The sequence below is a fragment of the Mycobacterium sp. NGS67 genome, assembly GCF_059812185.1.
Genome location: NZ_JCALCF010000021.1, coordinates 69,042 through 93,834, shown reverse-complemented (window position 1 = coordinate 93,834; position 24,793 = coordinate 69,042). Strand labels below are relative to the sequence as shown.

Annotated in this window: 24 protein-coding genes; 18 read left to right on the top strand and 6 right to left on the bottom strand. The window is 66.7% G+C overall.

Going from position 1 to position 24,793, the window contains the following annotated elements; translation table 11 throughout:
• Nucleotides 1-223: 223 nt before the first annotated feature.
• The 18 genes from AC5Y4D_RS19430 to AC5Y4D_RS19345 all read left to right on the top strand — a co-directional run bounded on the left by AC5Y4D_RS19430 (nt 224) and on the right by AC5Y4D_RS19345 (nt 20,016).
• The gene (locus AC5Y4D_RS19430) at nt 224-313 is read left to right on the top strand and encodes a potassium-transporting ATPase subunit F (RefSeq protein WP_499947005.1); all 90 of its coding nucleotides are present in this window, start codon (nt 224-226) and stop codon (nt 311-313) included.
• Nucleotides 313-1,983 carry a potassium-transporting ATPase subunit KdpA gene (gene kdpA / locus AC5Y4D_RS19425; RefSeq protein WP_500037959.1) on the top strand — a complete coding sequence of 557 codons (1,671 nt, stop codon included), beginning with the start codon at nt 313-315 and terminating at the stop codon, nt 1,981-1,983. Before AC5Y4D_RS19430 ends, kdpA begins: the two co-directional genes overlap by 1 nt.
• A gap of 16 nt (nt 1,984-1,999) precedes the next feature.
• Entirely contained in the window at nt 2,000-4,117 is a 2,118-nt protein-coding gene (gene kdpB, locus AC5Y4D_RS19420) for a potassium-transporting ATPase subunit KdpB (protein WP_500037958.1), read from the top strand.
• A 1-nt stretch (nt 4,118) separates the two neighbouring features.
• Nucleotides 4,119-5,036, top strand: a complete 918-nt coding sequence (locus AC5Y4D_RS19415; protein WP_500037957.1) for a potassium-transporting ATPase subunit C — start codon at nt 4,119-4,121, stop codon at nt 5,034-5,036.
• 8 nt (nt 5,037-5,044) lie between these two features.
• Nucleotides 5,045-7,588 (top strand): DUF4118 domain-containing protein, encoded by a 2,544-nt coding sequence (locus AC5Y4D_RS19410; RefSeq protein WP_499946906.1) that lies wholly within the window; start codon nt 5,045-5,047, stop codon nt 7,586-7,588.
• Nucleotides 7,585-8,265, top strand: coding sequence for a response regulator (locus tag AC5Y4D_RS19405; protein ID WP_499946907.1), 681 nt, complete (start codon nt 7,585-7,587; stop codon nt 8,263-8,265). The genes AC5Y4D_RS19410 and AC5Y4D_RS19405 overlap by 4 nt, the downstream gene beginning before the upstream one ends.
• Before the next feature lie 191 nt (nt 8,266-8,456).
• The gene (locus tag AC5Y4D_RS19400) at nt 8,457-8,678 is read left to right on the top strand and encodes a hypothetical protein (protein ID WP_499946909.1); all 222 of its coding nucleotides are present in this window, start codon (nt 8,457-8,459) and stop codon (nt 8,676-8,678) included.
• Nucleotides 8,679-8,756: 78 nt separating this feature from the next.
• Complete coding sequence (locus AC5Y4D_RS19395) at nt 8,757-9,623, top strand: ABC transporter permease (RefSeq protein ID WP_499946910.1); 867 nt, start codon at nt 8,757-8,759, stop codon at nt 9,621-9,623.
• Nucleotides 9,624-9,625: 2 nt separating this feature from the next.
• A complete protein-coding gene (locus AC5Y4D_RS19390) occupies nt 9,626-10,483 on the top strand; it encodes an ABC transporter permease (RefSeq protein WP_499946911.1) in 858 nt (285 codons plus the stop codon).
• 2 nt (nt 10,484-10,485) lie between these two features.
• Nucleotides 10,486-12,006, top strand: coding sequence for an MCE family protein (locus AC5Y4D_RS19385; protein ID WP_500037956.1), 1,521 nt, complete (start codon nt 10,486-10,488; stop codon nt 12,004-12,006).
• Nucleotides 12,003-13,070 carry an MCE family protein gene (locus AC5Y4D_RS19380; protein ID WP_500037955.1) on the top strand — a complete coding sequence of 356 codons (1,068 nt, stop codon included), beginning with the start codon at nt 12,003-12,005 and terminating at the stop codon, nt 13,068-13,070. Before AC5Y4D_RS19385 ends, AC5Y4D_RS19380 begins: the two co-directional genes overlap by 4 nt.
• A gap of 5 nt (nt 13,071-13,075) precedes the next feature.
• On the top strand, nt 13,076-14,101 hold the full coding sequence (locus AC5Y4D_RS19375) for an MCE family protein (RefSeq protein WP_499946914.1): 1,026 nt from the start codon (nt 13,076-13,078) through the stop codon (nt 14,099-14,101).
• Nucleotides 14,098-15,216 (top strand): MCE family protein, encoded by a 1,119-nt coding sequence (locus tag AC5Y4D_RS19370; protein WP_499946915.1) that lies wholly within the window; start codon nt 14,098-14,100, stop codon nt 15,214-15,216. Before AC5Y4D_RS19375 ends, AC5Y4D_RS19370 begins: the two co-directional genes overlap by 4 nt.
• Nucleotides 15,213-16,328 carry an MlaD family protein gene (locus AC5Y4D_RS19365; RefSeq protein ID WP_500037954.1) on the top strand — a complete coding sequence of 372 codons (1,116 nt, stop codon included), beginning with the start codon at nt 15,213-15,215 and terminating at the stop codon, nt 16,326-16,328. Before AC5Y4D_RS19370 ends, AC5Y4D_RS19365 begins: the two co-directional genes overlap by 4 nt.
• Entirely contained in the window at nt 16,328-17,608 is a 1,281-nt protein-coding gene (locus AC5Y4D_RS19360) for an MlaD family protein (RefSeq protein ID WP_500037953.1), read from the top strand. The genes AC5Y4D_RS19365 and AC5Y4D_RS19360 overlap by 1 nt, the downstream gene beginning before the upstream one ends.
• A 17-nt stretch (nt 17,609-17,625) precedes the next feature.
• Nucleotides 17,626-18,414, top strand: coding sequence for an Rv1363c family protein (locus tag AC5Y4D_RS19355; protein ID WP_500037952.1), 789 nt, complete (start codon nt 17,626-17,628; stop codon nt 18,412-18,414).
• 16 nt (nt 18,415-18,430) lie between these two features.
• Nucleotides 18,431-19,204: an Rv1363c family protein gene (locus tag AC5Y4D_RS19350; protein ID WP_499946918.1), complete on the top strand. Its 774-nt coding sequence runs from the start codon at nt 18,431-18,433 to the stop codon at nt 19,202-19,204.
• A gap of 14 nt (nt 19,205-19,218) precedes the next feature.
• On the top strand, nt 19,219-20,016 hold the full coding sequence (locus AC5Y4D_RS19345; RefSeq protein WP_499946925.1) for a DUF3298 domain-containing protein: 798 nt from the start codon (nt 19,219-19,221) through the stop codon (nt 20,014-20,016).
• Nucleotides 20,017-20,022: 6 nt separating this feature from the next.
• Here the strand turns inward: AC5Y4D_RS19345 and AC5Y4D_RS19340 are convergent, their stop codons facing one another.
• The 6 genes from AC5Y4D_RS19340 to AC5Y4D_RS19315 form a co-directional block, all read right to left on the bottom strand.
• Complete coding sequence (locus tag AC5Y4D_RS19340; RefSeq protein WP_499946919.1) at nt 20,023-20,436, bottom strand: hypothetical protein; 414 nt, start codon at nt 20,434-20,436, stop codon at nt 20,023-20,025.
• 47 nt (nt 20,437-20,483) lie between these two features.
• On the bottom strand, nt 20,484-21,488 hold the full coding sequence (locus AC5Y4D_RS19335; protein WP_499946920.1) for a Ppx/GppA phosphatase family protein: 1,005 nt from the start codon (nt 21,486-21,488) through the stop codon (nt 20,484-20,486).
• Nucleotides 21,479-21,967 carry a DUF501 domain-containing protein gene (locus tag AC5Y4D_RS19330; RefSeq protein ID WP_499946921.1) on the bottom strand — a complete coding sequence of 163 codons (489 nt, stop codon included), beginning with the start codon at nt 21,965-21,967 and terminating at the stop codon, nt 21,479-21,481. Before AC5Y4D_RS19330 ends, AC5Y4D_RS19335 begins: the two co-directional genes overlap by 10 nt.
• Nucleotides 21,960-22,637, bottom strand: coding sequence for an FtsB family cell division protein (locus AC5Y4D_RS19325; protein WP_499993525.1), 678 nt, complete (start codon nt 22,635-22,637; stop codon nt 21,960-21,962). Before AC5Y4D_RS19325 ends, AC5Y4D_RS19330 begins: the two co-directional genes overlap by 8 nt.
• A gap of 2 nt (nt 22,638-22,639) precedes the next feature.
• Nucleotides 22,640-23,929 carry a phosphopyruvate hydratase gene (eno, locus tag AC5Y4D_RS19320; protein ID WP_499993526.1) on the bottom strand — a complete coding sequence of 430 codons (1,290 nt, stop codon included), beginning with the start codon at nt 23,927-23,929 and terminating at the stop codon, nt 22,640-22,642.
• Nucleotides 23,930-23,995: 66 nt separating this feature from the next.
• The gene (locus tag AC5Y4D_RS19315) at nt 23,996-24,736 is read right to left on the bottom strand and encodes a lytic transglycosylase domain-containing protein (protein ID WP_499946029.1); all 741 of its coding nucleotides are present in this window, start codon (nt 24,734-24,736) and stop codon (nt 23,996-23,998) included.
• Nucleotides 24,737-24,793: the final 57 nt, after the last annotated feature.

Below are 24,793 nucleotides of genomic sequence, written 5' to 3'. Positions count from 1 at the left end.
GCTCGCGCAAGGAAGGGTGACCCGCGTAAAGAGCGTGGGGGCAAGCGTAAAGAAACCGTCAAGGCGGCAGCTGCCCGACCTTCGCCACGCCTAGCGTTCCAGCTGGCCCTCACACCGGGGGATCGACTGGCGCGGAAGTGGAGACGGAAATGTCGGTGGTGGCCTACCTCGCGCTGACCGCGGCGATCTTCGCCGCGCTCAACGCATTGCTGAGGCTGGATTCATGAACATCGCAAACACCGTAGGTCTGGTCCTGGCCGTCTTCGTCGCGCTGTTACTCGCCGCGGCGCTGCTCTATCCCGAGAAGTTCTGATGAGCCAGACCGCAGCCGGGGTGCTGTTCCTGGCCTCGCTCGTCGTCGCGCTCGCCGCGGTGCATGTGCCGTTGGGCGACTACATGTTTCGCGTCTACAGCTCGGAAAAGCATTCGCGCCTCGAGCGTTTCGTCTATCGCATGATCGGCGCTGACCCGTCGGCCGAACAGACCTGGAAGACCTACGCACGCAGCGTGCTGGCGTTCTCCGCCGTCAGCATCGTCTTCTTGTTCGCCCTGCAGCTGGTGCAGAACAAGCTGCCGCTGCACCTGTCCGACCCGGCAACCCCGATGACACCGGCCCTGGCCTGGAACACCGCGGTCAGTTTCGTCACGAATACCAACTGGCAGGCCTATTCCGGCGAATCGACGCAGGGCCATCTGGTGCAGATGGCTGGTCTGGCGGTCCAGAACTTCGTGTCCGCGGCGGTCGGCATGGCCGTGGCCGTGGCACTGGTGCGCGGATTCGCCCGCCGCCACACCGACGAACTCGGCAACTTCTGGGTCGACCTGACTCGCGGCACGCTGCGAATCCTGTTGCCGCTCAGTGTCATCGGCGCGATCGTTCTGGTCGCCGGCGGCGTCGTGCAGAACTTCCACCTGCACGACCAGGTCGCCACCACACTGGCCGGGACCCCGCAGACCATCCCCGGCGGGCCGGTTGCCAGCCAGGAGGTGATCAAGTTGCTCGGCACCAACGGCGGCGGCTTCTACAACGCCAATTCCGCGCACCCGTTCGAGAATCCGACGGCCTGGACAAACTGGGTCGAGATCTTCCTGCTGGTGGTCATCGCGTTTTCGCTGCCGCGCACCTTCGGCCGGATGGTGGGCAGCAAGAAACAGGGTTACGCGATCGCCGCGGTCGTGTCGTCGATGGCAACGCTGAGCGTCACGGCGATGATGTTGTTCCAGCTGCAGCACCACGGCACAGTCCCGACGGCGGCCGGTGCGGCCAGCGAAGGCGTCGAACAACGCTTCGGGGTTGCCGACTCGGCGATCTTCGCCGACGCCACCACCCTGACGTCCACCGGCGCGGTCGACTCGACCCACGACTCGTACACCAGCCTGGGTGGCCTGATGACGATGTTCAACATGCAACTGGGCGAGGTGGCGCCCGGCGGCACCGGTTCGGGTTTGTACGGCATCCTCATCCTGGCCGTCCTCACGGTGTTCGTCGCCGGGCTGATGGTGGGTCGCACCCCGGAATACCTGGGCAAGAAGGTCACGCCACGCGAAATGAAGCTGGCGGCAAGCTATTTCCTGGTCACTCCCCTGATAGTGCTGATCGGCACCGCCGTCGCGATGGCGCTGCCCGGTCAACGCGCCGGCATGGCCAACTCCGGCCCGCACGGCTTGTCAGAGGTGTTGTACGCGTTCACCTCCGCGGCCAACAACAACGGTTCGGCCTTCGCGGGTCTATCGGCCAACACCGCCTGGTACAACACCGCTTTGGGCCTGGCGATGCTGCTGGGCCGGTTCCTGCCGATCATTCTGGTGCTCGCGCTGGCGGGTTCCCTTGCCCGGCAAGGCGTTACGCCCGAGTCCAGCGGCACGCTGCCCACCCACCGGCCGCAGTTCGTCGGGCTGGTGGTCGGGGTGACCGTCATCCTGGTTGCCCTCACCTTCCTGCCCGCGCTGGCGCTCGGGCCGCTCGCCGAAGGGATCCACTGAAAAAGTGACGCTCACAATGGATTCGGTCACACATCGCCCCCCGGCCCAGAAAATGCAGGGCGGACTGCTCGATCCCGCCCTGCTGGTGAAGTCGTTGCCCGACGCACTACGCAAGCTCGATCCGCGTACCCTGTGGCGCAACCCGGTGATGTTCATCGTCGAGATCGGCGCCGTCTGGTCGACGGTACTGGCGGTCGGTGAGAACACCTGGTTCAGCTGGATCACCGTCTTCTGGCTGTGGCTGACCGTGGTGTTCGCCAACCTGGCCGAGGCGGTGGCCGAGGGTCGCGGCAAGGCCCAGGCCGATTCGCTGCGAAAGTCCAAGGCCGACACCATCGCCCATCGACTGAGCGACTGGTCGCCGGGCAGTTCCGGAACCCCCGAAGAGGTCGCCGCGCCGTTGCTGCGACAAGGTGACATCGTGGTGATCACCGCGGGTCAGGTGATACCCGGTGACGGTGACGTGCTGGAAGGCATTGCCTCGGTGGACGAATCGGCCATCACCGGCGAATCCGCCCCGGTGATCCGGGAATCGGGCGGCGACCGGTCCGCGGTCACCGGCGGCACCACCGTGCTCTCGGACCGCATCGTCGTCAAGATCACCCAGAAACCCGGCGAAAGTTTCGTGGACCGGATGATCGCACTCGTCGAGGGCGCCAACCGGCAGAAGACGCCCAACGAGATCGCGCTCAACATCCTGCTCGCCGCCCTGACCATCATCTTCGTGTTCGCCGTGGCCACGCTGCAGCCACTGGCGATCTACTCGAAGGTCAACAACCCCGGAGTGCCCGACACCCACGCCCTCAACGGCGACGGCATCAGCGGCATCGTGCTGGTGGCACTGCTGGTGTGCCTCATCCCCACCACCATCGGGGCGCTGCTGTCGGCCATCGGTATCGCCGGCATGGACCGGCTCGTGCAACGCAACGTACTCGCCATGTCCGGGCGCGCGGTCGAGGCGGCCGGCGACGTCAACACCCTGCTGCTGGACAAGACCGGCACCATCACCCTCGGCAATCGCGAAGCGTCGGAATTCATTCCGATCGGCGTCACCCCGGCTGAACTGGCCGACGCGGCCCAGCTGTCCAGCCTGGCCGACGAGACCCCCGAGGGCCGCTCGGTCGTCGTCCACGCCAAGACGGCGTACGGGCTGCGCGCGCGGACACCCGGAGAACTCGCCGACGCATCCTGGGTCGAATTCACCGCCACGACAAGGATGTCGGGCGTCGACCTGGACGGACGGCAGTTGCGTAAGGGCGCGGCCGGCTCGGTGACACAGTGGATCCGCGCGCACGGCGGTGACGTTCCCGACGAGCTCGGCGTGATCGTCGACGGCATCTCCGCCGCTGGCGGCACCCCGCTGGTGGTGGGCTGCGTCACCCCGGCAGCGCCTCGGGTGCTGGGCGTCATCCACCTCAAAGACGTTGTCAAGCAAGGGATGCGGCACCGATTCGAGGCGATGCGGCTGATGGGCATCCGCACGGTGATGATCACCGGGGACAACCCGTTGACCGCCAAGGCGATCGCCGAGGAAGCCGGAGTCGACGACTTTTTGGCCGAGGCCACGCCCGAGGACAAGTTGATGCTGATCAAGCGCGAGCAGCAAGGCGGGCGACTGGTGGCCATGACCGGGGACGGCACCAACGACGCCCCGGCGCTCGCCCAGGCCGACGTCGGGGTCGCGATGAACACCGGCACATCGGCGGCCAAAGAGGCCGGAAACATGGTGGATCTGGACTCCGACCCCACCAAACTCATCGAAATCGTGGAGATCGGCAAACAGTTGCTGATCACCCGCGGAGCACTGACCACGTTCTCGATCGCCAACGACATCGCCAAGTATTTCGCGATCATCCCGGCGATGTTCGTCGCGTTGTTCCCCGGCCTGGACCTGCTCAACGTGATGCGGTTGCACAGCCCGCAATCGGCGATCCTGTCCGCCGTCATCTTCAACGCGCTCGTCATCGTCGCGCTGATCCCGCTGGCACTGCGCGGTGTTCGGTACACACCGAGCCAGGCCTCGAAGTTGTTGAGCCGCAACCTGTACCGCTACGGACTCGGCGGCATCATCGCGCCGTTCGTCGGGATCAAACTCATCGACCTGCTCGTCCGACTACTGCCCGGGATCGCCTGAGATGAACATCGCCTTTCGCCAACACCTGGCTGCGCTGCGGGCGCTGCTCGTGTTCACCGTGATACTCGGTATCGGCTACCCGGTACTCGTCTGGCTGGTGGCGTTCCTTCCGGGGTTACACACCAACGCCGAAGGCTCGATCCTGCACGCCGGCGGCAGGACGGTCGGCAGCATGCTGATCGGCCAACGGTTCACCGACGCCGACGGCAACCCCATGCCGCGCTATTTCCAGACCCGCCCGTCGGCCGCCGGCGCCGGATACGACCCGATGTCGAGCGGTGGCAGCAACCTGGGACCGGAGAGCGTGGTCGACACCCTCGCAGACCCGGCCAAGCTGGCTGCCGGTGCCAGTGTGGCAGATGCCGGATTCAAGCCCAGTCTGCTCACCCTCGTGTGCTCGCGCAGTGCGGCCATAGGGCGACTCGAAGGCGTCGACGGGTCGCGCCCGTTCTGCACCGGCGCCGGAGTTGGTGCGGTGCTGGCCGTGCTGGGCCCCCGCGACGAGCGCGGTGACATCCTCCGGCCGACCCGCGTGGTCAGTGTCAACGAACCCTGCGCGACCACCAAACAGCCCTTCCTGGACAGCTACCGGGGTGCCCGGGTCGAGTGCGCCGTCTCCGGCGAGGACTACCGTACTGGCCTGATCGTGCCCATTCGCGGCGTCGCACCGAGCGCGCCGGCGATCCCCGCCGACGCCGTCACGGCCAGCGGCAGCGGCCTGGACCCGGACATCTCCCCGGCGTACGCCGAGCTCCAGGTGGCCCGGGTGGCCAGGGCGAGGAACGTGGGGCCGGACCAGATTCGCGCCGTCGTGCAGCAGTATCGCAGCGACCGCACGCTGGGCATCTTCGGTGAACCCACCGTCAACGTCGTCGGACTCAACCTTGCGCTGGACCGAAGGTATCCGGCCGCGAGCTAGCCGCGAAGGTGGATGATGTTGGGGTGAGCGAGCCGGAGCACCGTGCCAAGCGCGGTGAGTTGCGCATCTACCTCGGTGCCGCGCCCGGCGTGGGCAAGACGTTCGCGATGTTGGGCGAGGCGCACCGCCGTCTGGAACGCGGCACCGACGTGGTCGCCGCCGTCGTCGAAACCCACGGACGCGCGAAAACCGCTGAGCTGCTTGCCGACATCGAGATTATCGCGCCGCGCTACGTCGACTACCGCGGCGGCAGTTTCCCCGAGCTCGACGTGCCGGCGGTCCTCGAGCGCCGCCCGCAGGTGGTGCTGGTCGACGAACTCGCCCACACCAATACCCCCGGCAGCAAGAACGACAAGCGCTGGCAAGACGTCGAGGAGCTGCTCGACGCCGGGATCACCGTGATCTCCACCGTCAACATCCAGCATCTGGAGAGCCTCAACGACGTGGTCGCCCAGATCACCGGCATCGAACAGCAGGAGACGATACCGGACTCGATCGTGCGGCAGGCCGCCCAGGTGGAGCTGATCGACATCACCCCGGAAGCGTTGCGGCGCAGGATGTCTCACGGAAACGTCTACGCCTCGGAGAAGATCGACGCCGCGCTGTCGAACTATTTCCGGCGCGGAAACCTCACTGCGCTACGGGAATTGGCGCTGCTGTGGCTGGCCGACCAGGTCGACACCGCGCTGGCCAAGTATCGTGCAGAGAACAAGATCACCGACACGTGGGAGGCCCGCGAACGCGTGGTCGTCGCCGTCACCGGCGGCGCCGAATCAGAGACGTTGGTGCGACGCGCATCTCGGATCGCCTCCAAGTCCAGCGCCGAGCTGATGGTGGTGCACGTGTTGCGCGGTGACGGACTGGCCGGCCTGTCCGAGGCCCGGATGGGCAAGATCCGGGTACTGGCCAGCAGTCTGGACGCCTCGCTGCACACCGTGGTCGGCGACGACGTTGTCGACGCGCTGCTCGAGTTCGCCCGCGAGATCAACGCCACCCAACTGGTGATCGGCACGTCCCGCAGGTCGCGGTGGGCACGCCTGTTCGACGAGGGCATCGGCGCGGCGATCGTGCAGCGCTCCGGCAAGATCGACGTCCACATCGTCACGCACCAGGAAACCAAACGCGCTGCCCGACACTCGTTCTCGCCGCAGCAGCGACGGCCGGCCGCCTGGCTGGCGGCCGGACTCATCCCGTCGGCGATCTGCGCCGTGACCGTCACCGTGCTGGATCCCTATCTGGACACCGGCGGGGAGAGCGCGTTGTTCTTCGTCGGGGTGCTGTCGGTGGGCCTGTTGGGAGGCGTTGCCCCGGCGGTACTTTCGGCGGTGCTGTCCGGGGTGCTGCTGAACTACTTTCTGATCCCGCCGCGGCACAGCTTCACCATCGCCGAACCCAACAGCGCGGTAACCGAACTGGTGTTGCTACTGATCGCGGTGGCGGTCGCGGTGCTGGTCGACGGTGCGGCCAAACGGGCCCGCGAGGCCCGCCTCGCGTCCCAGGAGGCCGAACTGCTGACCCTGTTCGCCGGTTCGGTGCTGCGCGGGGCGGATCTGGAAACCCTGCTCGAACGAATACGCGAGACCTACTCCCAGCGCGCCGTCAGCATGCTGCGTGAACAATCCGAGCGCAGCCACGTCGTCGCCTCGGTCGGCAAAGACCCCTGCACCACAGTGGATTCCGCGGATACAGCGATCGAAATCGGCGACGACGAGTTCTGGATGCTGATGGCCGGCCGCAAGCTGGCGGCGCGGGATCGGCGGGTGCTGGGCGCGGTGGCCAAGCAGGCGGCCGGCCTGGTCCGTCAGCGTGAACTCACCGAAGAGGCCCGCCGCACCGAAGCCATCGTGCGGGCCGACGAACTGCGCCGCTCACTGCTCTCGGCGGTCAGCCACGACCTGCGCACCCCACTGGCGGCGGCCAAGGTCTCGGTGTCCAGCTTGCGTGCCGCCGACATCGCGTTCTCTCCCGAGGACACCGCCGAATTGCTGGCCACCATCGAGGAATCCATCGACCAGCTCACCGCACTGGTGGGCAACTTGCTGGACTCCTCGCGACTGGCCGCCGGGGTGGTGCGACCCGAGGTGCAGCGGGTTTATCTCGAGGAAGTGGTGCAGCGCGCACTGGTCAGCATCGGCAAGGGCGCCACCGGTTTCTACCGATCCGCCATCGACCGCGTCAAGGTCGACGTCGGCGACGCGGTGGCGCTGGCCGATGCCGGGCTGCTCGAGCGGGTGATGGCCAACCTGATCGACAACGCGCTGCGCTATGCACCGGACTGTGTGGTCCGGGTCAACGCGGGCCACGTCGGCGATCGGGTGCTGGTCAACGTCATCGACGAGGGCCCGGGTATCTCGGCGGGCGCCGAGGAGCAGATGTTCGAAGCGTTTCAGCGTCTCGGCGATCACGACAACACCACCGGTGTGGGCCTTGGCATGTCGGTCGCGCGCGGCTTCGTGGAGGCGATGGGCGGGGTGATCGCGGCCGGTGACACGCCCGGCGGCGGACTCACGGTCGTGGTGGACCTGCCGGCGCCGTCGGGGCCCGCCGCATGACCCGCGTGCTGGTGATCGACGACGAACCGCACATCCTGCGTGCGCTGCGCATCAACCTGACGGTGCGCGGATACGAGGTGATCACCGCGTCGACCGGTGCCGGCGCGCTGCGCGCCGCCGCCGAACATCCGCCCGACGTGGTGATCCTGGACCTCGGGCTGCCCGACATCTCCGGTATCGACGTGCTCGCCGGCCTGCGCGGCTGGCTCAACGCACCGGTCATCGTGCTCTCCGCGCGCACCGACTCGGCCGACAAGGTGCAAGCCCTCGATGCCGGCGCCGACGACTACGTCACCAAACCCTTTGGCATGGACGAGTTCCTGGCCAGACTGCGCGCGGCGGTGCGGCGCAACGCCGCGGCTTCGGAAGTCGAACAACCGGTGGTCGAGACCGACGCGTTCACCGTGGACCTGGCCGCCAAGAAGGTGACCAAGAACGGCGCCGAGGTGCACCTGACGCCGACCGAGTGGGGCATGCTCGAGGTGCTGGTGCGCAACCGGGGCAAGCTGGTAGGGCGCGAGGAACTGCTCAAGGAAGTGTGGGGCCCGGCGTATGCGACCGAAACCCATTACCTGCGGGTGTATCTGGCGCAGTTGCGGCGCAAGCTCGAGGACGACCCGTCGCACCCCAAGCACCTGTTGACCGAATCGGGCATGGGCTACCGCTTCGAGGCGTGACCGCGACCCGGGCGAACGGTCCGGCGGAATCGGTATTTACATAGTCGCCCCCCGAAGAGGGCCGGCGAGCTACCCCGGATGCAGTTCCGCACGGACCGCCCCGGCAGACCGTCGCGATGAGCCGAATCAGGTTGCCCACCGGTGGGGCGACCGAGTCGATTGAATCCTTTCGGTTGGACAACAATTCGCCAGTGCAGTCGGACATCGTCGCCGGCGCAAGTGGTCCGGCAGTTGCGGCCGAACCCCGTTATCTGCGTGGATATTTGGCGCAATCGCGGCGCCGGCCCGAGCACGACCCGTCGCAGCCCGAACACCTGCTGACCGAGTCGGGTACGGGTTACCGCGTCGAGGCCTGCGATGGGCGGTTCGCGGTCGACGAGCCGACGAGCACGTGCAGTCAGAATTCCCGTTAACAATTGCTGGCTGCGAACTAGGACCGACTGCTATCGTGCTTGCACGCAAGTCCTGGGCACTGCCGGCTGGGGGGATTCTTGAGCGCTTTCGTCGAACTGTCCGAGCGAGGTGGCGAACGTTCGGCCATCCGCGAGGTCATCGACTGGTTCCGCCGCTATCTCGTCAATCACCCACTGTTGTCGCTGAACACCGTCGGCAAACAGTTCGTGTTGGGGATTCGGGCCGTCCAGTATCTGTTCGTCGATCTGGTGACTCGCAAGTTTATGGTCGGAGAGTTCATCGAGCAGGCCTGGTTCATGACCAGCACGGCATTCACCCCCACTGTGCTGGTGACAATCCCGATCGGCGTCACCTTGTCGATCCAGTTCAGTTTGCTGGCCGGACAAGTCGGCGCGGCCTCGCTGTCCGGCGCCGCCGACGGGCTGGTGATCATCCGGCAGGGCGCGCCGCTCGTGGCGGCGCTGATCATGGCGGCTGCGGTGGGCTCCGCGGTCTGCGCGGACCTGGGCGCCAGGACCATGCGCGAAGAGATCGCGGCGATGGAGGTGATGGGCGTCTCGCCGCTGCGGCGCATGGTGGTTCCCCGACTGGCGGCGGTCATCCTGATCGGCATTGCGCTGACCGGTACGACGATGTTCGTCGGCTACCTCGCGGGCTACGTGTTCAACGTCTATATGCAGAACGGCGCCCCGGGCTCGTTCATCGCCACGTTCTCCTCGTTCGCCAGCGTCGAGGATCTGGTGTTGGCCATGCTCAAAGCGGTGGTCTACGGGGTGATCGTGGCAGTCGTCGCCTGCCAGAAGGGTCTCGACACCCGCGGCGGGCCCGCCGGCGTGGCGAACTCGGTGAACGCGGCGGTGGTCGAGTCGGTGCTGCTGCTGATGATCGTCAACGTCCTCATGAGCCAGCTGTGGCTGCTCATCTTCCCCAGACAGACCCTGTAGCGATGGCTGCGCCTGCGACGCACAAGGTCCCGCTCACCACCTCGCTGAAGCGGGCCGGCGGCGCAATGACCAGCGGGATCGGCCGGGCCGGCCACATGGTCTATTTCTTCGGCAAGATCCTGACCTCGATCCCGGGCACGATGAAGGACTTCCGGCGGGAGATGTTGCGACTGCTGGCCGACATCTCCTGGGGGAACGGATCGATCGTCGTCGGCGGCGGCACGGTCAATGTCGCGGCGGTGCTGGGAATTACGGCCGGTGCGCTGGTTGCCGTCGAAGGCTATAACGCGCTGAATCTGCTCGGTCTGGGACCCGCGACGGGACTGATCTCGTCGTTCGCCACCACGCGCGAACTCGCGCCGGTCATGATCGCCATGGCGTTCATCGCCCAGGCGGGATGCCGGTTCACCGCGCAACTGGGCGCGATGCGAATCAACGACGAAATCGACGCCATGGAGGTGCTCGGCCTGGACTCGGTGGGCTATCTGGTCGTCACCCGGGTCACCGCGTCCGTCATCGCGGTCATTCCGTTGTTCCTGACCGCCCTGGGTTTGACCTACCTGACCAGCCAGCTGGTCAGCATGGCCAACGGCCAAGCCCCCGGGTCATACCTGCACTATTTCTCGGTGGGCCTGAGCGGCCGCGACGTGATCTATGCGTCCATCAAGGCCGTCATCTTCGTCTTCATCTCCTCGACGATGCAGTGCTATTACGGCTACTTCGCCACCGGCGGTCCCGCCGGCGTCGGGATAGCCGCGGGTCGGGCCATGCGATCGAGTCTGACCGTCGTGATCATCGCGAACATGTTGCTGACCATGGCGCTGTGGGGCGTCGAGTCCGGGGCCAGGTTCGGGGGGTAGCGATGCCAAACTCCTACGACTTCGACCCCCGCAGCCCGTCCAACCGCAGCCTTGTCCTCGTCGGCGTGTGCATGACGATCGTCACGGCTCTGATCGCGGCGGCAATGGTGGCCAAGTCGAAAGGCACCTTCGACAACCTGGTGCGCGTCGACGTCGAGCTGGTCAACATCGGCGACGGGCTGCCGGAGCGCTCCGACGTGAAGTTCCGCGGGGTGCTGGTCGGAATGGTCGCCGCCATCACCCCGTCCCGGAACGGAAAACCCAATATCGTCCACGTCGACCTCAAGCCGGGATACGCCTCCGGTATCCCCAACACCGTCACCGCACGGGTGGTGCCCGCCAACCTGTTCGCGGTGTCGGCGGTCCAACTCATCGACAACGGCAAGGGCTCCGCGTCGCTGCGGGACGGCTCGGTGGTGCGCGAGGACAAATCCCTGCCGACGGTGTTGTTCCAGAACGTGCTGGCAAAGCTGCACGACCTGCTGTTCGACGTCGCGCAGAATCCCAACGACCACACCGTCGGGATCCTGCAAGCACTGAGCGAGGCGACCCACGGCCGCGGCCAGCAACTGACCGACGCCGGACACGATCTGAACGAGATTCTGGCGGAGCTGAACACGGTGGTCACCGCCGACGCCGCAGCGCCATCCACGCTGTCGGCCTTGACCGCGGCCGCGGCAGGCCTGCGCCGCGCCTCCCCCGAACTCTTCGACGCGTTGGACAGCTCGATCCGGCCGATGCGGACCTTCGCCGAGAAGCGGGTGCAGTTGACCGACTTCCTTACCGGGGGTCTGGGCACCGTCGGCACGCTCGGCGATGCCTTCGATCATCAGACCGACCGGCTGATCACCATCAGCACCGAGCTGACCCCGGCAATCGGTGTGCTCGGCGATCACGCCACCGACTTCCACGGCATAGCCACCCGGATGAAAGTCTTCGCCAACAAGCTGTACGACGAGGGCTGGGACCCCGAGAGCAACTTGCTGACGGTCAAGGCCATCGTCGCGCTCACCCCGAGCCGGCGCTACGTCCGCGCCGACTGCCCCCGCTACGGGGCGCTTGCCGGCCCGAGCTGCTTCACGGCGCCGGAAGTCCCGACGGCTCCTGACCTGTCTCCGGCGTTGGGGTCGAGGGGCGCCACTCTCCCGCCAGGGGTGACCGAGAACCGCCACAACGTGACCCCGCCGCGCCACTCGATGCCGGGAGATCCGCAGGGGCCTCCGGCACCCGCACCGGGACCCCGGCAATTGCCGCCGCTGCCACCCGGTTCCGCACAGTTGGGCGGCGGTCCCGGCTCGCCGCCGGCCCCCGAAGCCCCGCCGCCGGCACCGGGTTTCCCCGCGGAGGGGGCGGCGCCGGCTTTCGGCGGCACTGTCGGCCCGGTCGGCAGCCGGCAGGAGAAGGATCAGCTGGGCCGCATCGTCGGGGGCGGGCCGGCCAATGCGACCGTCGTGCTGTTGTTGGGGCCGGTGGCGCGCGACTCCACCGTCCACCTCACGTCGGATCTGCGAGGCGGCCAATGAGATACCGAAAGCCGTTGATAGGCACCGCGATCTTCCTGACCTTCGCAGTGACCGTGACCTGGATGGTGCTCGGCACCATGCGGCGCGAGGTGTCCGGCGACACGAACACCTACACGGCGATTTTCAACGATGTCTCCGGAATGCATGCCGGCGACGACGTCCGGGTGGCCGGCGTCCGGGTAGGCCGGGTGGACAAGCTCGATCTGGTCGGCAACTCGGCCAAGGTCACGTTCCGGGTGCAGCGCAATCAGGTCCTGTATACCGACACGATCGCGTCGGTGACCTACCAGAACATCATCGGGCAGCGCTACCTGGGGCTGTCACCGGGTCAGGACCGCAACCACAGGCCGTTGCGGGACGGCGGCCAGATTCCCCGGGAACACACCAACTCGTCACTGAACATCACCTACGTGCTCAACGGTTTCGAGCCGCTGTTCACCCAGTTGGATCCGAAGCAGGTGGACAACCTGACCAACGCGATTATCCAAGCGTTTCAAGGGGATTCGGGCTCGATCCTGACGTTGACCGTTCAGACCTCGACGCTGGCCGAAACGCTGGCCGGACCCGATCAGGTCCTCGGCGATCTGATCGGCAACCTCAACAGCCTCACGGACAGCCTGGCCGCGCAGAACACCAACCTCCAGACGATGATCCGCGAATCCCGCGGTGTGATGGCCGAATTGGCGGCCCGCCGCCAGGAACTGGTCGTGTCGGTCGGATCGGTCAACTCCACCACCGGCCGGCTGGCGACCATCGTCAACAACATCACTCCCGACCTGGAGGAATTCGTCAGCCGCGAACCGGGTCTGCTCGAATACAGCCTGCACGGTCCAGGGCATCAGCGGATGGCCTACATGGCGGCCAACATTCCGGCTCTGCTCAAGGCGCTTGCCCGCGGCACCCAGGCGGGCAGCTACATCAACGGCTATGCGTGCGACATCGACTTCAGCCTGTGGCGCGGCCTGTTCCACTGGTTCCGCGCATTCGTGGCCTCGGCTACCCCGGGCGACGGCGTTACCCCGGGTTACCTCAACAAGATCAAGCACTCACCGATATGCAGGTAGCCGCGATGTTCGATCGATTCAAACGGCCCATCGAGTCCTACAACAAGACCTGGCTGGGGGTGATCGGACTGACCGTTACCGCCATCCTGATGGGCGGGTTGGTGCTGTTCGGCGCCCTCGATGTGGGCAAGACCAGCTACCGGGGTGAGTTCGCCCAGTCCGCGCAGCTCGGCAAGGGCAACCAGGTCACCATCGCAGGCATCCAGGTCGGCACCGTCGAGGGTGTCAAACTCGCCGGCGACCACGTGGTGGTCACGTTCAACGTCCGCCACGACGTCCATCTGGGTGCCGACACGCAAGCCAGCATCAACATGACCACGATCCTGGGGTCGCGTTATCTTGCGCTGTCCCCGGCCGGCGCCGGCGAGCTGAGCGATCACACCATCCGGTTGGCCAACACCGAAGTTCCCTTCGATCTGCAGCGGACGCTGGAAGGCGCGACAAGCACCTTCGAGGCCCTGGACGCCGAGCGCGTCGTCGAATCGGTGAAGTCGCTCAACCAGAACCTGCAGGGACTGCCCGATGCCCTACCGGAGGCCCTGGAAAACCTGCAGTCGCTGGCCACCGTCATCTCCGATCGGCGCGATCAACTGGGCACCCTGCTGAGCAGCGCCGAGACGCTGACGACCATGCTGCGAAACCAGAAGGCCGATCTCGGGGTGCTGGTGTTGCAGGGCCGTGACCTGCTGGCCGAGATCGCCACTCGGCGCGCGGCGGTGCAGCGGTTGTTCGCCAGCGCCACCACCCTCGTCGACCGGGCAAAGACCATCCTGGCCGACGAACCGGCACTGAACCAGCTGATCGCCAATGCGCGCGAGTTCACCGCGATGATCAACAGCCACGACGCGTTGGTGCGCAACATCTTGCAGTCGATGCCCATCACCGTCCGCAACCTCGCCAACACCACTGGCAGCGGCAACGCCCTCGACCTCAACCTGCCGACCGGTGTGCTCGTCGACTCCTGGATGTGTGCGCTCAGCGGGCGGGCCCGGCAGTTCAGCCTGGTCGAGTACTTCAAGGACTGCGCATGAGCCGCCGGGTCAAGATCATCGTCGCCGCAACGGCAGCCGCGGTGGTGCTCGTAGCCGTCGTGGCGATCGCCGTGTTTCAACGCGTGGTGCACCCGCAGATGACGGTGACCGCGCACTTCGAAGACACCGTCGGGCTCTATGTCGGCAACGACGTCTCGGTCCTGGGGATGCCGGTGGGGAAGGTGACCAGCATCGCGGCCAAGGACAGCTACGTGCAGGTCGGACTCTCGATCGACCCGAGCATCGACATTCCGGCCGACGTGCAGGCGGTGACGCTGTCGAACTCGGTCCTGACCGACCGCCACGTCGAGCTCACCCCGCCCTACCGGGGCGGGCCGAAGCTGAAGAACGGCGACGTGCTGGGCCTGGGCCGCACCCGCACCCCGGTGGAAATCGACCGGACCCTGGCGATGATCGACAAACTGGGCAGCGCCCTGCGCGCGGACGACAACGGTCAGGGGCCGCTCGGGGACCTGGTCAACCTCGGCTCCCAGATCACCTCCCGCAACGGGGCCGACATCAAAGCGACCCTCGCGAAGTTGTCCCAGGCGCTGCGGGTGGGCGCCGACAAGGGCGCGCACAGCAAGAAGGACATTCAGGCGATCGTGAACAGCATGTCCGTGTTGGTTCAAGCGGCCGCCGACAACGACACCGCGATCCGCCAATTCGGGTCCAACCTGCACCAACTCAGCGACATTCTGGCCGAGGAGAACCTCGGCTCGGGCACCACCGGGGCGAAGCTCAACCAGATCCTCGCCGAAGCGACCCGACTGCTCGAGGGTCACCGCGAAGAACTCACGAGCACGTTCGTCGATATGCGGACCATCACCGGGACGATCAACGATCACCAGCGGGACCTGGCCGAAACCCTCGACGTCGGGCCGCTGACCGTCGACAACCTCTACAACATCATCGACCCCGTCGGGGGCAGCGCCCGCGTGCACGCGTTGGCCGACAAGCTCGTGATCAACGGTCAGTTCGGTAAAGAACTGTGCAACCTGCTGGGGCTCAAACAGCTGGGATGCGCCACCGGAACGCTGCGGGACTACTCGCCGGATTTCGGTCTGGGCAAGATGCTCGACCTGATGGGTGACGGGATCGTGGGTACGCCATGAGGTGCGCGACGGGTGTTCGCCGCAGCTGCCGGGTCGGCCTGCTTGTCGTGCTGGTGACGTTGTTGGCCGGGTGTGGCCTAAACCTGAGCGCACTGCCGTTGCCTGCCCCGACCGGTAGCGGCAAAAGCTATCGGCTGATGGCGGTCTTCTCCAATGCGCTGAACCTGCCGACCAAGGCAAAGGTGCGGCTGCTCGGCGCCGACATCGGTGAGGTCGAATCCATCGACGCCAAGGACTTCACCGCCCAGGTGCGCATGCGCATCAACGCCAATGTCCCGCTGAATGTCGGTGCCACCGCCGAACTGCGCCAGGCCACCCCCCTCGGCGATGTCTTCTTGCAGCTCAGACCCGGCCCGGACCAGGGGGCCAACGCACCCCGGCTACGCGACGGCGACACCATCGGGTTGACTGCCACCACCGCCGCCCCGACGGTGGAAGACCTGCTCAACTCGATGGCGTTGCTGGTCAACGGCGGCGCTGCGCGGCACCTGATGTCGATCGCCAACGGCGCAGGCAAGGCAGTGGGCGGGCGCGGCGAGAAGGTCCGTGCGCTGCTGGACCACAGCAAAACGCTGCTGTCCCGGTTGACGGCGCGCTCGGCGCAGCTGGATACCGCGCTGCGCCGGACATCCGAGCTGGCCGCCACCGTGTCGGCGCGCCGGGCGACCATCGACACAGCGCTGGTGGCCGGCGCGCCGGCGCTGGCCGTCATCTCCGACAACACCACCCGGATCGCCGACCTGGCCGACGGCATGGCACGCATCACCCGTCAGCTGTCCCGGTTCCCGTCCATCCAGGGCACGGACACGCGCAGCCTGGTCGCGGACCTGAACGCACTGGCCGGCTCGTTCAACGACATCGCCGTCGACCCCGATCTGTCGTTGTATCCGTTCAACCGGCTGATCGGGGTGTTGATGCACTCCTTCAACTCACCTGCGCTACACGTCGACGCGCAGGTCGCGAAGCTGTCGTTGGCGCCGTGGCCCGACCTGAACTATCCCGGTGACCCCGGATTCCGTTGGTCGGACGGCACCGACTGGCACCTGATGATCGGCAGCATTCGATACGAGTGGAACCTGCTGCTGGACAAGATCTACGGGCCGGAGCGGTGATGACGGTGATGACCAGGTCACGCAATCCGCTGGAGTGGTCCGCCCGACACGGGGTGGACCTGGTCAAAGCGGTGGCCAAACGGCGGATCGTGATGTCGATTGTCGGTCTGGGGCTCATCACCGTGATCGCGCTCGCCTACATCACGCTGGGCAGCCTGGGTGTCAACCCGGTGAGCAGGAAGATCTCGGTGCGGGTGTCGCTGCCGGAGTCGGGAGGCCTGCTCGTCAACCAGGACGTCACCCTGCGCGGCATTCCGATCGGCCGCGTGACCGCGATCAACCTCACCGAACACGGGGTGGAGGCGGTGGCCTCCATCGACGCCCACAACCGGATCCCGCGGGATTCCCTGGTGCGGGTATCGGGCCTGTCGGCCGCAGGTGAGCAATACCTGGACTTCCGCCCGCAACACGGCGGCGGACCGTTCCTGACCGACGGCGCAGTGATCGGCCGGCAGCAGACCACGATCCCCGTCTCGCTGCCGCGCATCATCGACGACAGCCGGGGCGCACTGGCACAGCTGGAGCCCAAGCAGCTGCGGGCTCTCTTCGGCGAACTGCGGGTCAGCCCCGACGGGCCGAACAAGCTGGCGGCCATCTTCGACGGCGCCATCTTCTTGTCCTCCACCCTGGACGGCGTGCTGCCGCAGACGGTGAGCCTGTTACGCAACACCCAGCTGGTGTTCGGCACCCTCGGCGACGTCTCGCCGGGTCTGCGGGGAACCTCGGTCGACCTGCAGAACGTCCTGGGCGGCGTGAACAAGATGGACGGCGGGTTCCGGACACTCGTCGATCGGGGAGCGGGCCAGCTGGCCGACGTCGACAACCTGATCAACGACAACCGCCATACCGTGGTGCAGTTGCTGGGGAACCTGACCACGCTCTCGCAGCTGCTCTACCTCCGGGTCCCCGCGCTGCAGGATCTGTGGCGGCCCGACCACGAGTCCCTGCTCGAACGGCTTACCACCGTCGCGCACGACAACGGGCTCTGGCTGATCGCAGACCTCTACCCCAAATACAGCTGCGACTACAACCTGCCCACCGGGGTGCTGTCACAACCCGACTTCCCCGAACCGTACCGCTACACCTACTGCAACAACCCGGATCCGTCGGTGCTGGTCCGAGGTGCCCGCAACGCGCCCCGCCCGCCCGGAGACGACACCGCCGGACCCCCACCGGGATACGATCCGACGGCAGTAACCGACGTCACTCCGGTCTATCCCCCGTACACCCTGCCCACCACATTCGGGGGGCCGTCCATGCCGGCATGGATACCGAACTAGAGCCATGTGGAGCCCCGGTGCGTAAGCAAACCTCAACGAAAACGGTTTTCGACCAGCTTGCCGACGGGCTGGACGAACCGGACGAGCCGGTCGATCTCGTCAAGCCGGACAGCACATCACCCGGGACCGGGGACGACGGTGATGCTCCGGTCGCCGAGGACGGCGACGGCGATGCTTCGGTCGCCGACGGCGACGGCGATGCTTCGGTCGCCGAGGACGGCGACGAGTGCTCGAACGAGGAAGGCGAGGGGGCGGAGGACGGCGAGGACGGCGAGGACGGCGAGGACGGTGATCGGGCCGAAGCCGTCGCCGGTAAGGCGCCCGGACGTCGGCGCCGGCGCGTCATCGCCGCTCTGATCGGGGCCCTGCTGGTCGCGGCATTGGGGTGTTCGGGCTATCTGGGTTGGCGGGTCAAGCAACTCGACGACACCGCCGCCGCCGGTCAGGCGGCGCTCGAGGCCGCGCGCAATTACGCCGTCATCTTGACCACGCTGGACACGAAGGACATCGACAAGAGCTACCGACTGGCACTCGACGGCGCCACCGGCGAGTTCAAGGACCAATACAGCCAGGGGTCCGCGCAGCTGCGTCAGATACTCATCGACAACGGCGCGGCGGGCAAGGGCATCGTCGTCGACTCGGCGATCAAATCGGCGACCAAGACCAAAGTCGAGGTACTGCTGTTCGTCGATCAATCGGTCACCAACGCAACACGCCCCAGCCCGCGCATCGATCGCAACCGGGTGATGATGACCATGGAGTTGGTCGACAATCGTTGGCTGGCAAGCAAAGTCGAGATCATCTAGCAGACGACGTGAAGGTATGAGATCTGTGAAAGCCACGGTGGACACCGGCGTTGCCGACCCGGTCGATGAAGACGCGACCGAGGGACCCTCGTCGGAAGCATCGACCGACGCAGATGACGAATCGGCCACGCCGACAGGCAAGGCCGACGTCGAAGACCGAGACGACGACGAAGACGCTCGGTCCTCCGACGGTCGCAGCGGCGGACAGGAAAAGACGAGTCGGCGGCGCGCCGGCCGGGCAGCCTTCGCGCCGTTGCGCCGGGTGCGACTCCCCCGCGGGGCGGGCACCGGAACGCGCCAACGGATCAGAGCAGCGGTGCGCGGCATCGCCGCGGTCGTGCTCGGGGCCGTCCTGGCAGCGGCCGGCTACGCGGGCTGGCTGTTGTATCAGCAGCACCAAACCGACATCGACAGCGCACAGGCACTCGACGCGGCGAAGCAGTACGCCGTCATACTCACCAGCACCGACCCGAACGGGGTCGACAAGAATTTCAACGACATCCTCAACGGGGCCACCGGAGAATTCAAGGAGCAATACACCAGAGCCGGTTCGCTGCTGCGCAAGGCGATGATCGACAACAAGGTCGCGACACACGGCACCGTTCTGGAGTCCGCGGTGAAATCCGCGCGTCCGAACCGGGTCGAAGTCCTGTTGTTCGTCGAGCAGTCGGTCACCAACTCCACGACCCCCCAACCAGGAGTCGAGGTCAACGCCATCACGATCACCATGGAGAAGGTGGGCGACCGGTGGCTGGCCAGCAAAGTCGTACTACCCGGACAAAGGCGCTAGGGGCGGTGAGCGGCATGAAACTGATGGCCAGCCTGATGGCGGTGGCGACACTGGTGGTGACTGCGCCCGTAGCAACGGCGGCCGCCGACCAGTTCTGCGCCGAACTCAACGCGAACTGGGACGGGGCACGGTGCAACACCGTGGTCACCTCGCCGAACAAGGCGGAGCGGTTGATCTCCTTCGACTTGCCCGCACCGATGCTGGACAACCCCACCTCAGGTCCGGCAGTGCGCGGCTTCTACCACAAACTCATGGACGGCTGGCGCCACAGCGGCGCGGAGGCGCCGCGGGACAGCAGCGCGACCGCCGACTACGAACTTTTCGCCGGGCCGGGGTCGGTGCAGTCGTTGATCGTCCACGAGGTCCTCGCACCGTTCGGACTGCAGCCCAACAACGCCTACCGGTCGTTCGTTTTCGATATGGCACAAGGTCGTCGGCTGATGATTGCCGACCTGTTCAAACCGGGCGTCGACCCGTTGGCCGCCATACCGCCGGCCACCGAAGGGGTGCTACCGGCGGCGCTGGACGCCGCCGCGCCACCTCACCCGCCCAACAACTATCCATTCACCGTTGCGGAGTGGACACCCGGCCCCAACGGCCTCGGGTTCACCGGCGGCTACCAGTCTTTCGCGCTGACACCGGATGAGCTGATCCTGTACATGCCCGATGCGCCGATGGTGCAGGGAAATCCCCGCCCCGGCCGATCGTCGACGCTGAATCCGGCGTGGTCGATGGATGGCGGAGCCATCACCATCCACGTGCCGTTGTCTGCGCTCGCCGGTTCGCTGCGCCCGGAATACGGTGGTGCGTAGGCGGATTCAGCCGGTCGTGTAGGTCGACCATAGGCAGTACCGGCGCGCGGCCAACAGATGGCTCCTCGCCGTGTTGAGGTCGGCCGTCAACCAGAGCTCGTCGGAACCTTCCTGCAGGTAACGCCGATCGTGATCGAGTTTGGCGGCCAAGATGTCCGACCAGTTGCGCAGGTTCACCGCGGTAACGCCCGGCACCGTGTACAACGGCTGCGCGGCCTGACGGATCTGGCTTCCCAGGCCCGGCGGCGTATACCCTTGCGGCTCAACCTGATCGAACACCGCTTCGAGCTGATCGCCCGCCGGCATGATGGTGTCGCAGTCCGGGTCGTGCGCCGAGGCCAGCGGCGCCGTCAGTAGGCAGACCACCGTTGCAGCGACGGCCTGAGCCGAAAGCAGAAATCGTCCGGTTCTGCTGAACATGTCAATGACTCTATAAGCCCCGCGAGCAGACGCAAAAGCCCCTGAAATCAGGGATTTCTGGGGGCTTTTGTGTCTGCTCGCGCAAGCGGGAGGTCTGCTCGCGCAACGAGGGAGAGCACGATGCCGTCAAGGATGTCGTGCTCGCTGACGATCAACTCCGAGATGCCGGCCCGCTCCTGCAGTTCGCGCGCCAGCTCCCGCACTACGATCGCACCGCCGCCGATCACGTCCACCCGGCCCTCGTGCATGGGCCCCAGCGCAGCGCGTTGCGCGCGCGTCATACCGATCAGCCGGTCGCACACATCCACCAGCCTGCCGATCGGCACCCGCGAAAGATGAATGGCCGCAGCGTCATACACCGTCATCTCGTGGGCCAGCGCCGACAGCGTGGTAAAAGTACCGGCCAGCCCCACCCAGGTCCGGGCGCCCTCGACGGGCACCACACGCAGCGCGTCCTCGAGTCGCTCCCGCACCACATCCCGCGCCGCCGCCACCTCGGCCGGTGCAGGCGGGTCCGAGCGCAGGCAGCGTTCGGTCAGCCGGACGCAACCGATGTCCGCCGAGTAACCCGCCACGACCTCGTCGGCAGCCCTACCCAGCACGATCTCGGTCGATCCCCCGCCCAGATCCACGACCACGAAAGGTGCTCCGGCACTGTCCAATTCACCGACAGCGCCGCTAAATGACAGCGCAGCCTCCTCGGCGCCGGTGATGACCTCGGCGACCGAGCCCGGGATAACCGCGCCCAGCACGGCGGCCGTCATCGCGAAGAACACGTCGCGGTTGCCGGCGTCACGGGTGGCCGACGTCGCAACCATCCGCACACGCTGCACATCGTGCTGCGCAAGCAATCCGGCGTAGTCGGACAGCGCCGCTTCGGTGCGGGCGATGGCCTCCGGTGCGAATTGACCGGTGGCGTCCACACCTTGACCCAGTCGCACGATCCGCATTTCGCGGTGCACGTCGCGCAGTCGTCCGTCAGCGACGTCGGCGATCAGCAGACGTATCGAGTTGGTACCGCAGTCGATCGCGGCAACACGCGTCATCCCCATTGTCTCCCAACCAAAGCGGCCGTGCCCGGCTCGGCGGCCAACAGCGCCAGGGCCTCGTCGCCGAACGGGTTGACACCGGGTCCCTTGGCCAGCGAATGCGCGATCAGCACGTGCAGGCACTTGACCCGGTCCGGCATACCGCCGCCGGAAAACGTGGTCCCCAACGGTTCGATGGCGTCCCGCTCGGTCAAATAGGACTCGTGTGCCCGACGGTACGCGGCCGCCAATTCCGCGTCGTGGCCCAGTCGCTCGGTCATCTCGCGCATGAGTCCGGTGGTCTCGAGTCTGCTCGCGGCTGCTGTCAGCGCCGGGTGCGTCAAGTAGTACAGCGTCGGAAAGGGCGTTCCGTCAGGCAATTTGGGCGCCGTTTTCACAACTCCCGGGGTGCCGTCGGGGCACCGGTAGGCGATCTCGAGCACTCCGCGCGGCTCGCGGCCCAGCTGTCGTGCTACCGCGTCCAGGTCCGCACGCTCAACCACCGGGGGCCGTCGGAGCGGGTTCGGGCGTCGGAGCAGCGGCGGTCGGCGGCAGATGCGGCGCGTCGGCGATGGTGTGCCACAACGAGGTGTACCAGGGTTCGTTCTTGGCCTGCCCGACCCCCTCGCCACCCGGTTGCGGGACCGCCCCCGCCGACGGTGGGAGCTGAACCTGGAACGGAATGTCGCCGGGTTTGACGAACCCGAGCCGTTCGCGTGCCTGAGCCGCGATATAGGCCGGGTCGGACAGTTGGCCCTTGCGCTGCTCCAAATCCTTTATCTGACCGCGCAACGCGGCCTCGGTGGCCGACAGTTGCGCCATCTCGGTGCGCTGCGAGAAGTACGTGCGCACCGGGCCGGCGATGGTCAGCGTCAGCACACACACCACCGCAGCCAGAATCGCGGCACGACGCGCGGTGAAACCGAGCCGCTGATCCGACCGCTGCTCAACGGACTCGGTGAACGACCGCTTGAGCGGCTCGACGACGTGCTCCTGCAGCGAGCGGGTGCTGCGGCTTTCGTCGGGCGCGGTCTGCGCGGGTTTGGAGACCGGCTTCGAAAGCGGCTTTCCGGTCTTGCTGGAGTTGGTGGAACGACGGCCCCGGCCCGAGTCGCCGGCCTTCCCCGGGCGCGATGCCGGGGAACGACGTTTCGGGTCGGACTTGGCGGCCAAGACTACTTCGGATCCACACCGAATCGCGGGAACGCCAGGTCACCGGCGTAGCGGGCGGCGTCACCCAACGCATCCTCGATGCGCAACAGCTGGTTGTACTTGGCGACGCGCTCGCTGCGGGCCGGCGCACCCGTCTTGATCTGTCCGCTGCCGACCGCCACCGCGAGGTCCGCGATCGTGGTGTCCTCCGTCTCGCCGCTGCGGTGGCTCATCATCGTGCGGTATCCGCTGTGGTGGGCCAACGCGACCGCGTCCAGCGTCTCGGTGAGCGTGCCGATCTGATTCACCTTGACCAGCAACGCATTTGCCACGCCCCGCTCGATGCCTTCTTCGAGGCGTTCGGGATTGGTGACGAACAGGTCATCGCCCACGATCTGCACCCGGTCCCCGATGCCTGCCGTCAGTGCGGTCCAGCCGTCCCAATCGTCCTCGGACAGCGGGTCTTCGATGGAAACCAGCGGATAACTGGCGAGCAGGTTGGTGTAGAACTCGGTCATCTCGTCGGCGCTGCGGGTGGATCCTTCGAAGCTGTACCCGGTGCCGTCGGTGTAGAACTCGGTGGCCGCGACGTCGAGGGCCAACGCGACGTCCGAGCCGGCCTTCAACCCCGCCGACTCGATGGCCCGGATGATCAGATCCAGTGCGGCGCTGGTGCCGGCCACGTCCGGCGCGAAGCCGCCCTCGTCACCCAGACCGGTGGACAGCCCCTCCTTCTTCAGGACCGACTTCAGCGCGTGGTAGACCTCGGCGCCCCAGCGCAACGCCTCATGGAAGCTGGGGGCACCGATAGGCGCCACCATGAACTCCTGGACGTCGACACCGGTGTCGGCGTGCGCGCCGCCGTTGAGGATGTTGAGCATCGGCACCGGCAGGATGTGCGCGTTCGGGCCGCCGATGTAGCGGAACAGGGGTAGAGCCGCACTGTCCGCGGCGGCCTTAGCCACCGCCAGCGAGACGCCCAGGATCGCGTTGGCCCCGAGCCGGGACTTGTCCGGAGTGCCGTCGAGATCGACCAGCGCCTGGTCGACCAACCGCTGGTCGTCGGCGTTGAGACCGATGACCGCCGGCCCGATTTCGTCGAGAACCGCTTGCACGGCCTTCTTCACCCCTTTGCCGGCGTAGCGGTCGCCGCCGTCGCGCAATTCGACGGCCTCGTGCTCACCGGTCGAGGCGCCCGAGGGCACGGCGGCGCGGGCGAATGTCCCGTCGATCAGCGCGACCTCGACCTCGACGGTCGGGTTGCCGCGCGAGTCCAGGATCTCGCGGGCTGCGACCTGTTCGATAATCGGCACTGGGCTCTCCTTTGCGTGCTGGCTCCCTGACAGGCAGCCTAAAGCCTGAGTCAGCGATTCATCTTTCTACAGCGGATGACCCGCCGCGTAGGCGGTCGCCCAGTCCCGCACCGCCCGCGCGTACACACCGGAATTGTTGTAGGCCCGAAGCGCGGTGATCCACCCGCGGGCTGTCCCCAAATCTTTGCCGCGCCAACATAAGTAACCCGCGGCCGAGAGCGCGGCGTCGTCGATGTTGTCCGGGCTGGCGGTGCCGTCGTTGTTGGCGTCGACCCCGTACAGACGCCATGTCTCGGAGATGAACTGCATGGGCCCCACCGCGCGCTCCACCCCATCCTCGTCCGCCGCGCCCTCCAACGCGGCAGCGTCGGTGTCCACGATGCGCAACGTGTCGCCGGTGCCGTCGAGCCGGACACCTCGAATGGGCGGCCGCACATCCCCGTTGGGCGCGATCGTCGCGCCGCGATAGGTGCCGTTGTGACTTTCCACCTGCCCGATGCCGGCCAGCGTCGTCCAGGCGATATGACATTTCGGGTTCTCGACCTCGGCCACCCGGGCGGCGTAGGCGTAGGCCTCCAGCGCAATCACGGGCATCTCCAGCGCCGGCGCACGCGCCTCGGCCCACTCCCGTAACTGATCCGCGGGCCGGCCCGACGCGTGGGTGTCCACCGGCGGCACCGGATCACCGGCCGGCGGCGGCACCCCCTCGGGGATGAAGAGGCTGAGCTGCCAGGTACAACTTGACGCCAACAGCATCGCGGTCGCCCCTATCACGGCGACCGCGCGCAACCAGCGTCTCGGCGACACGAACTTCCCCTGTCGGTCTCCTCGTCGGAGCCATCACCCCGTTTTCGTCACGATCAT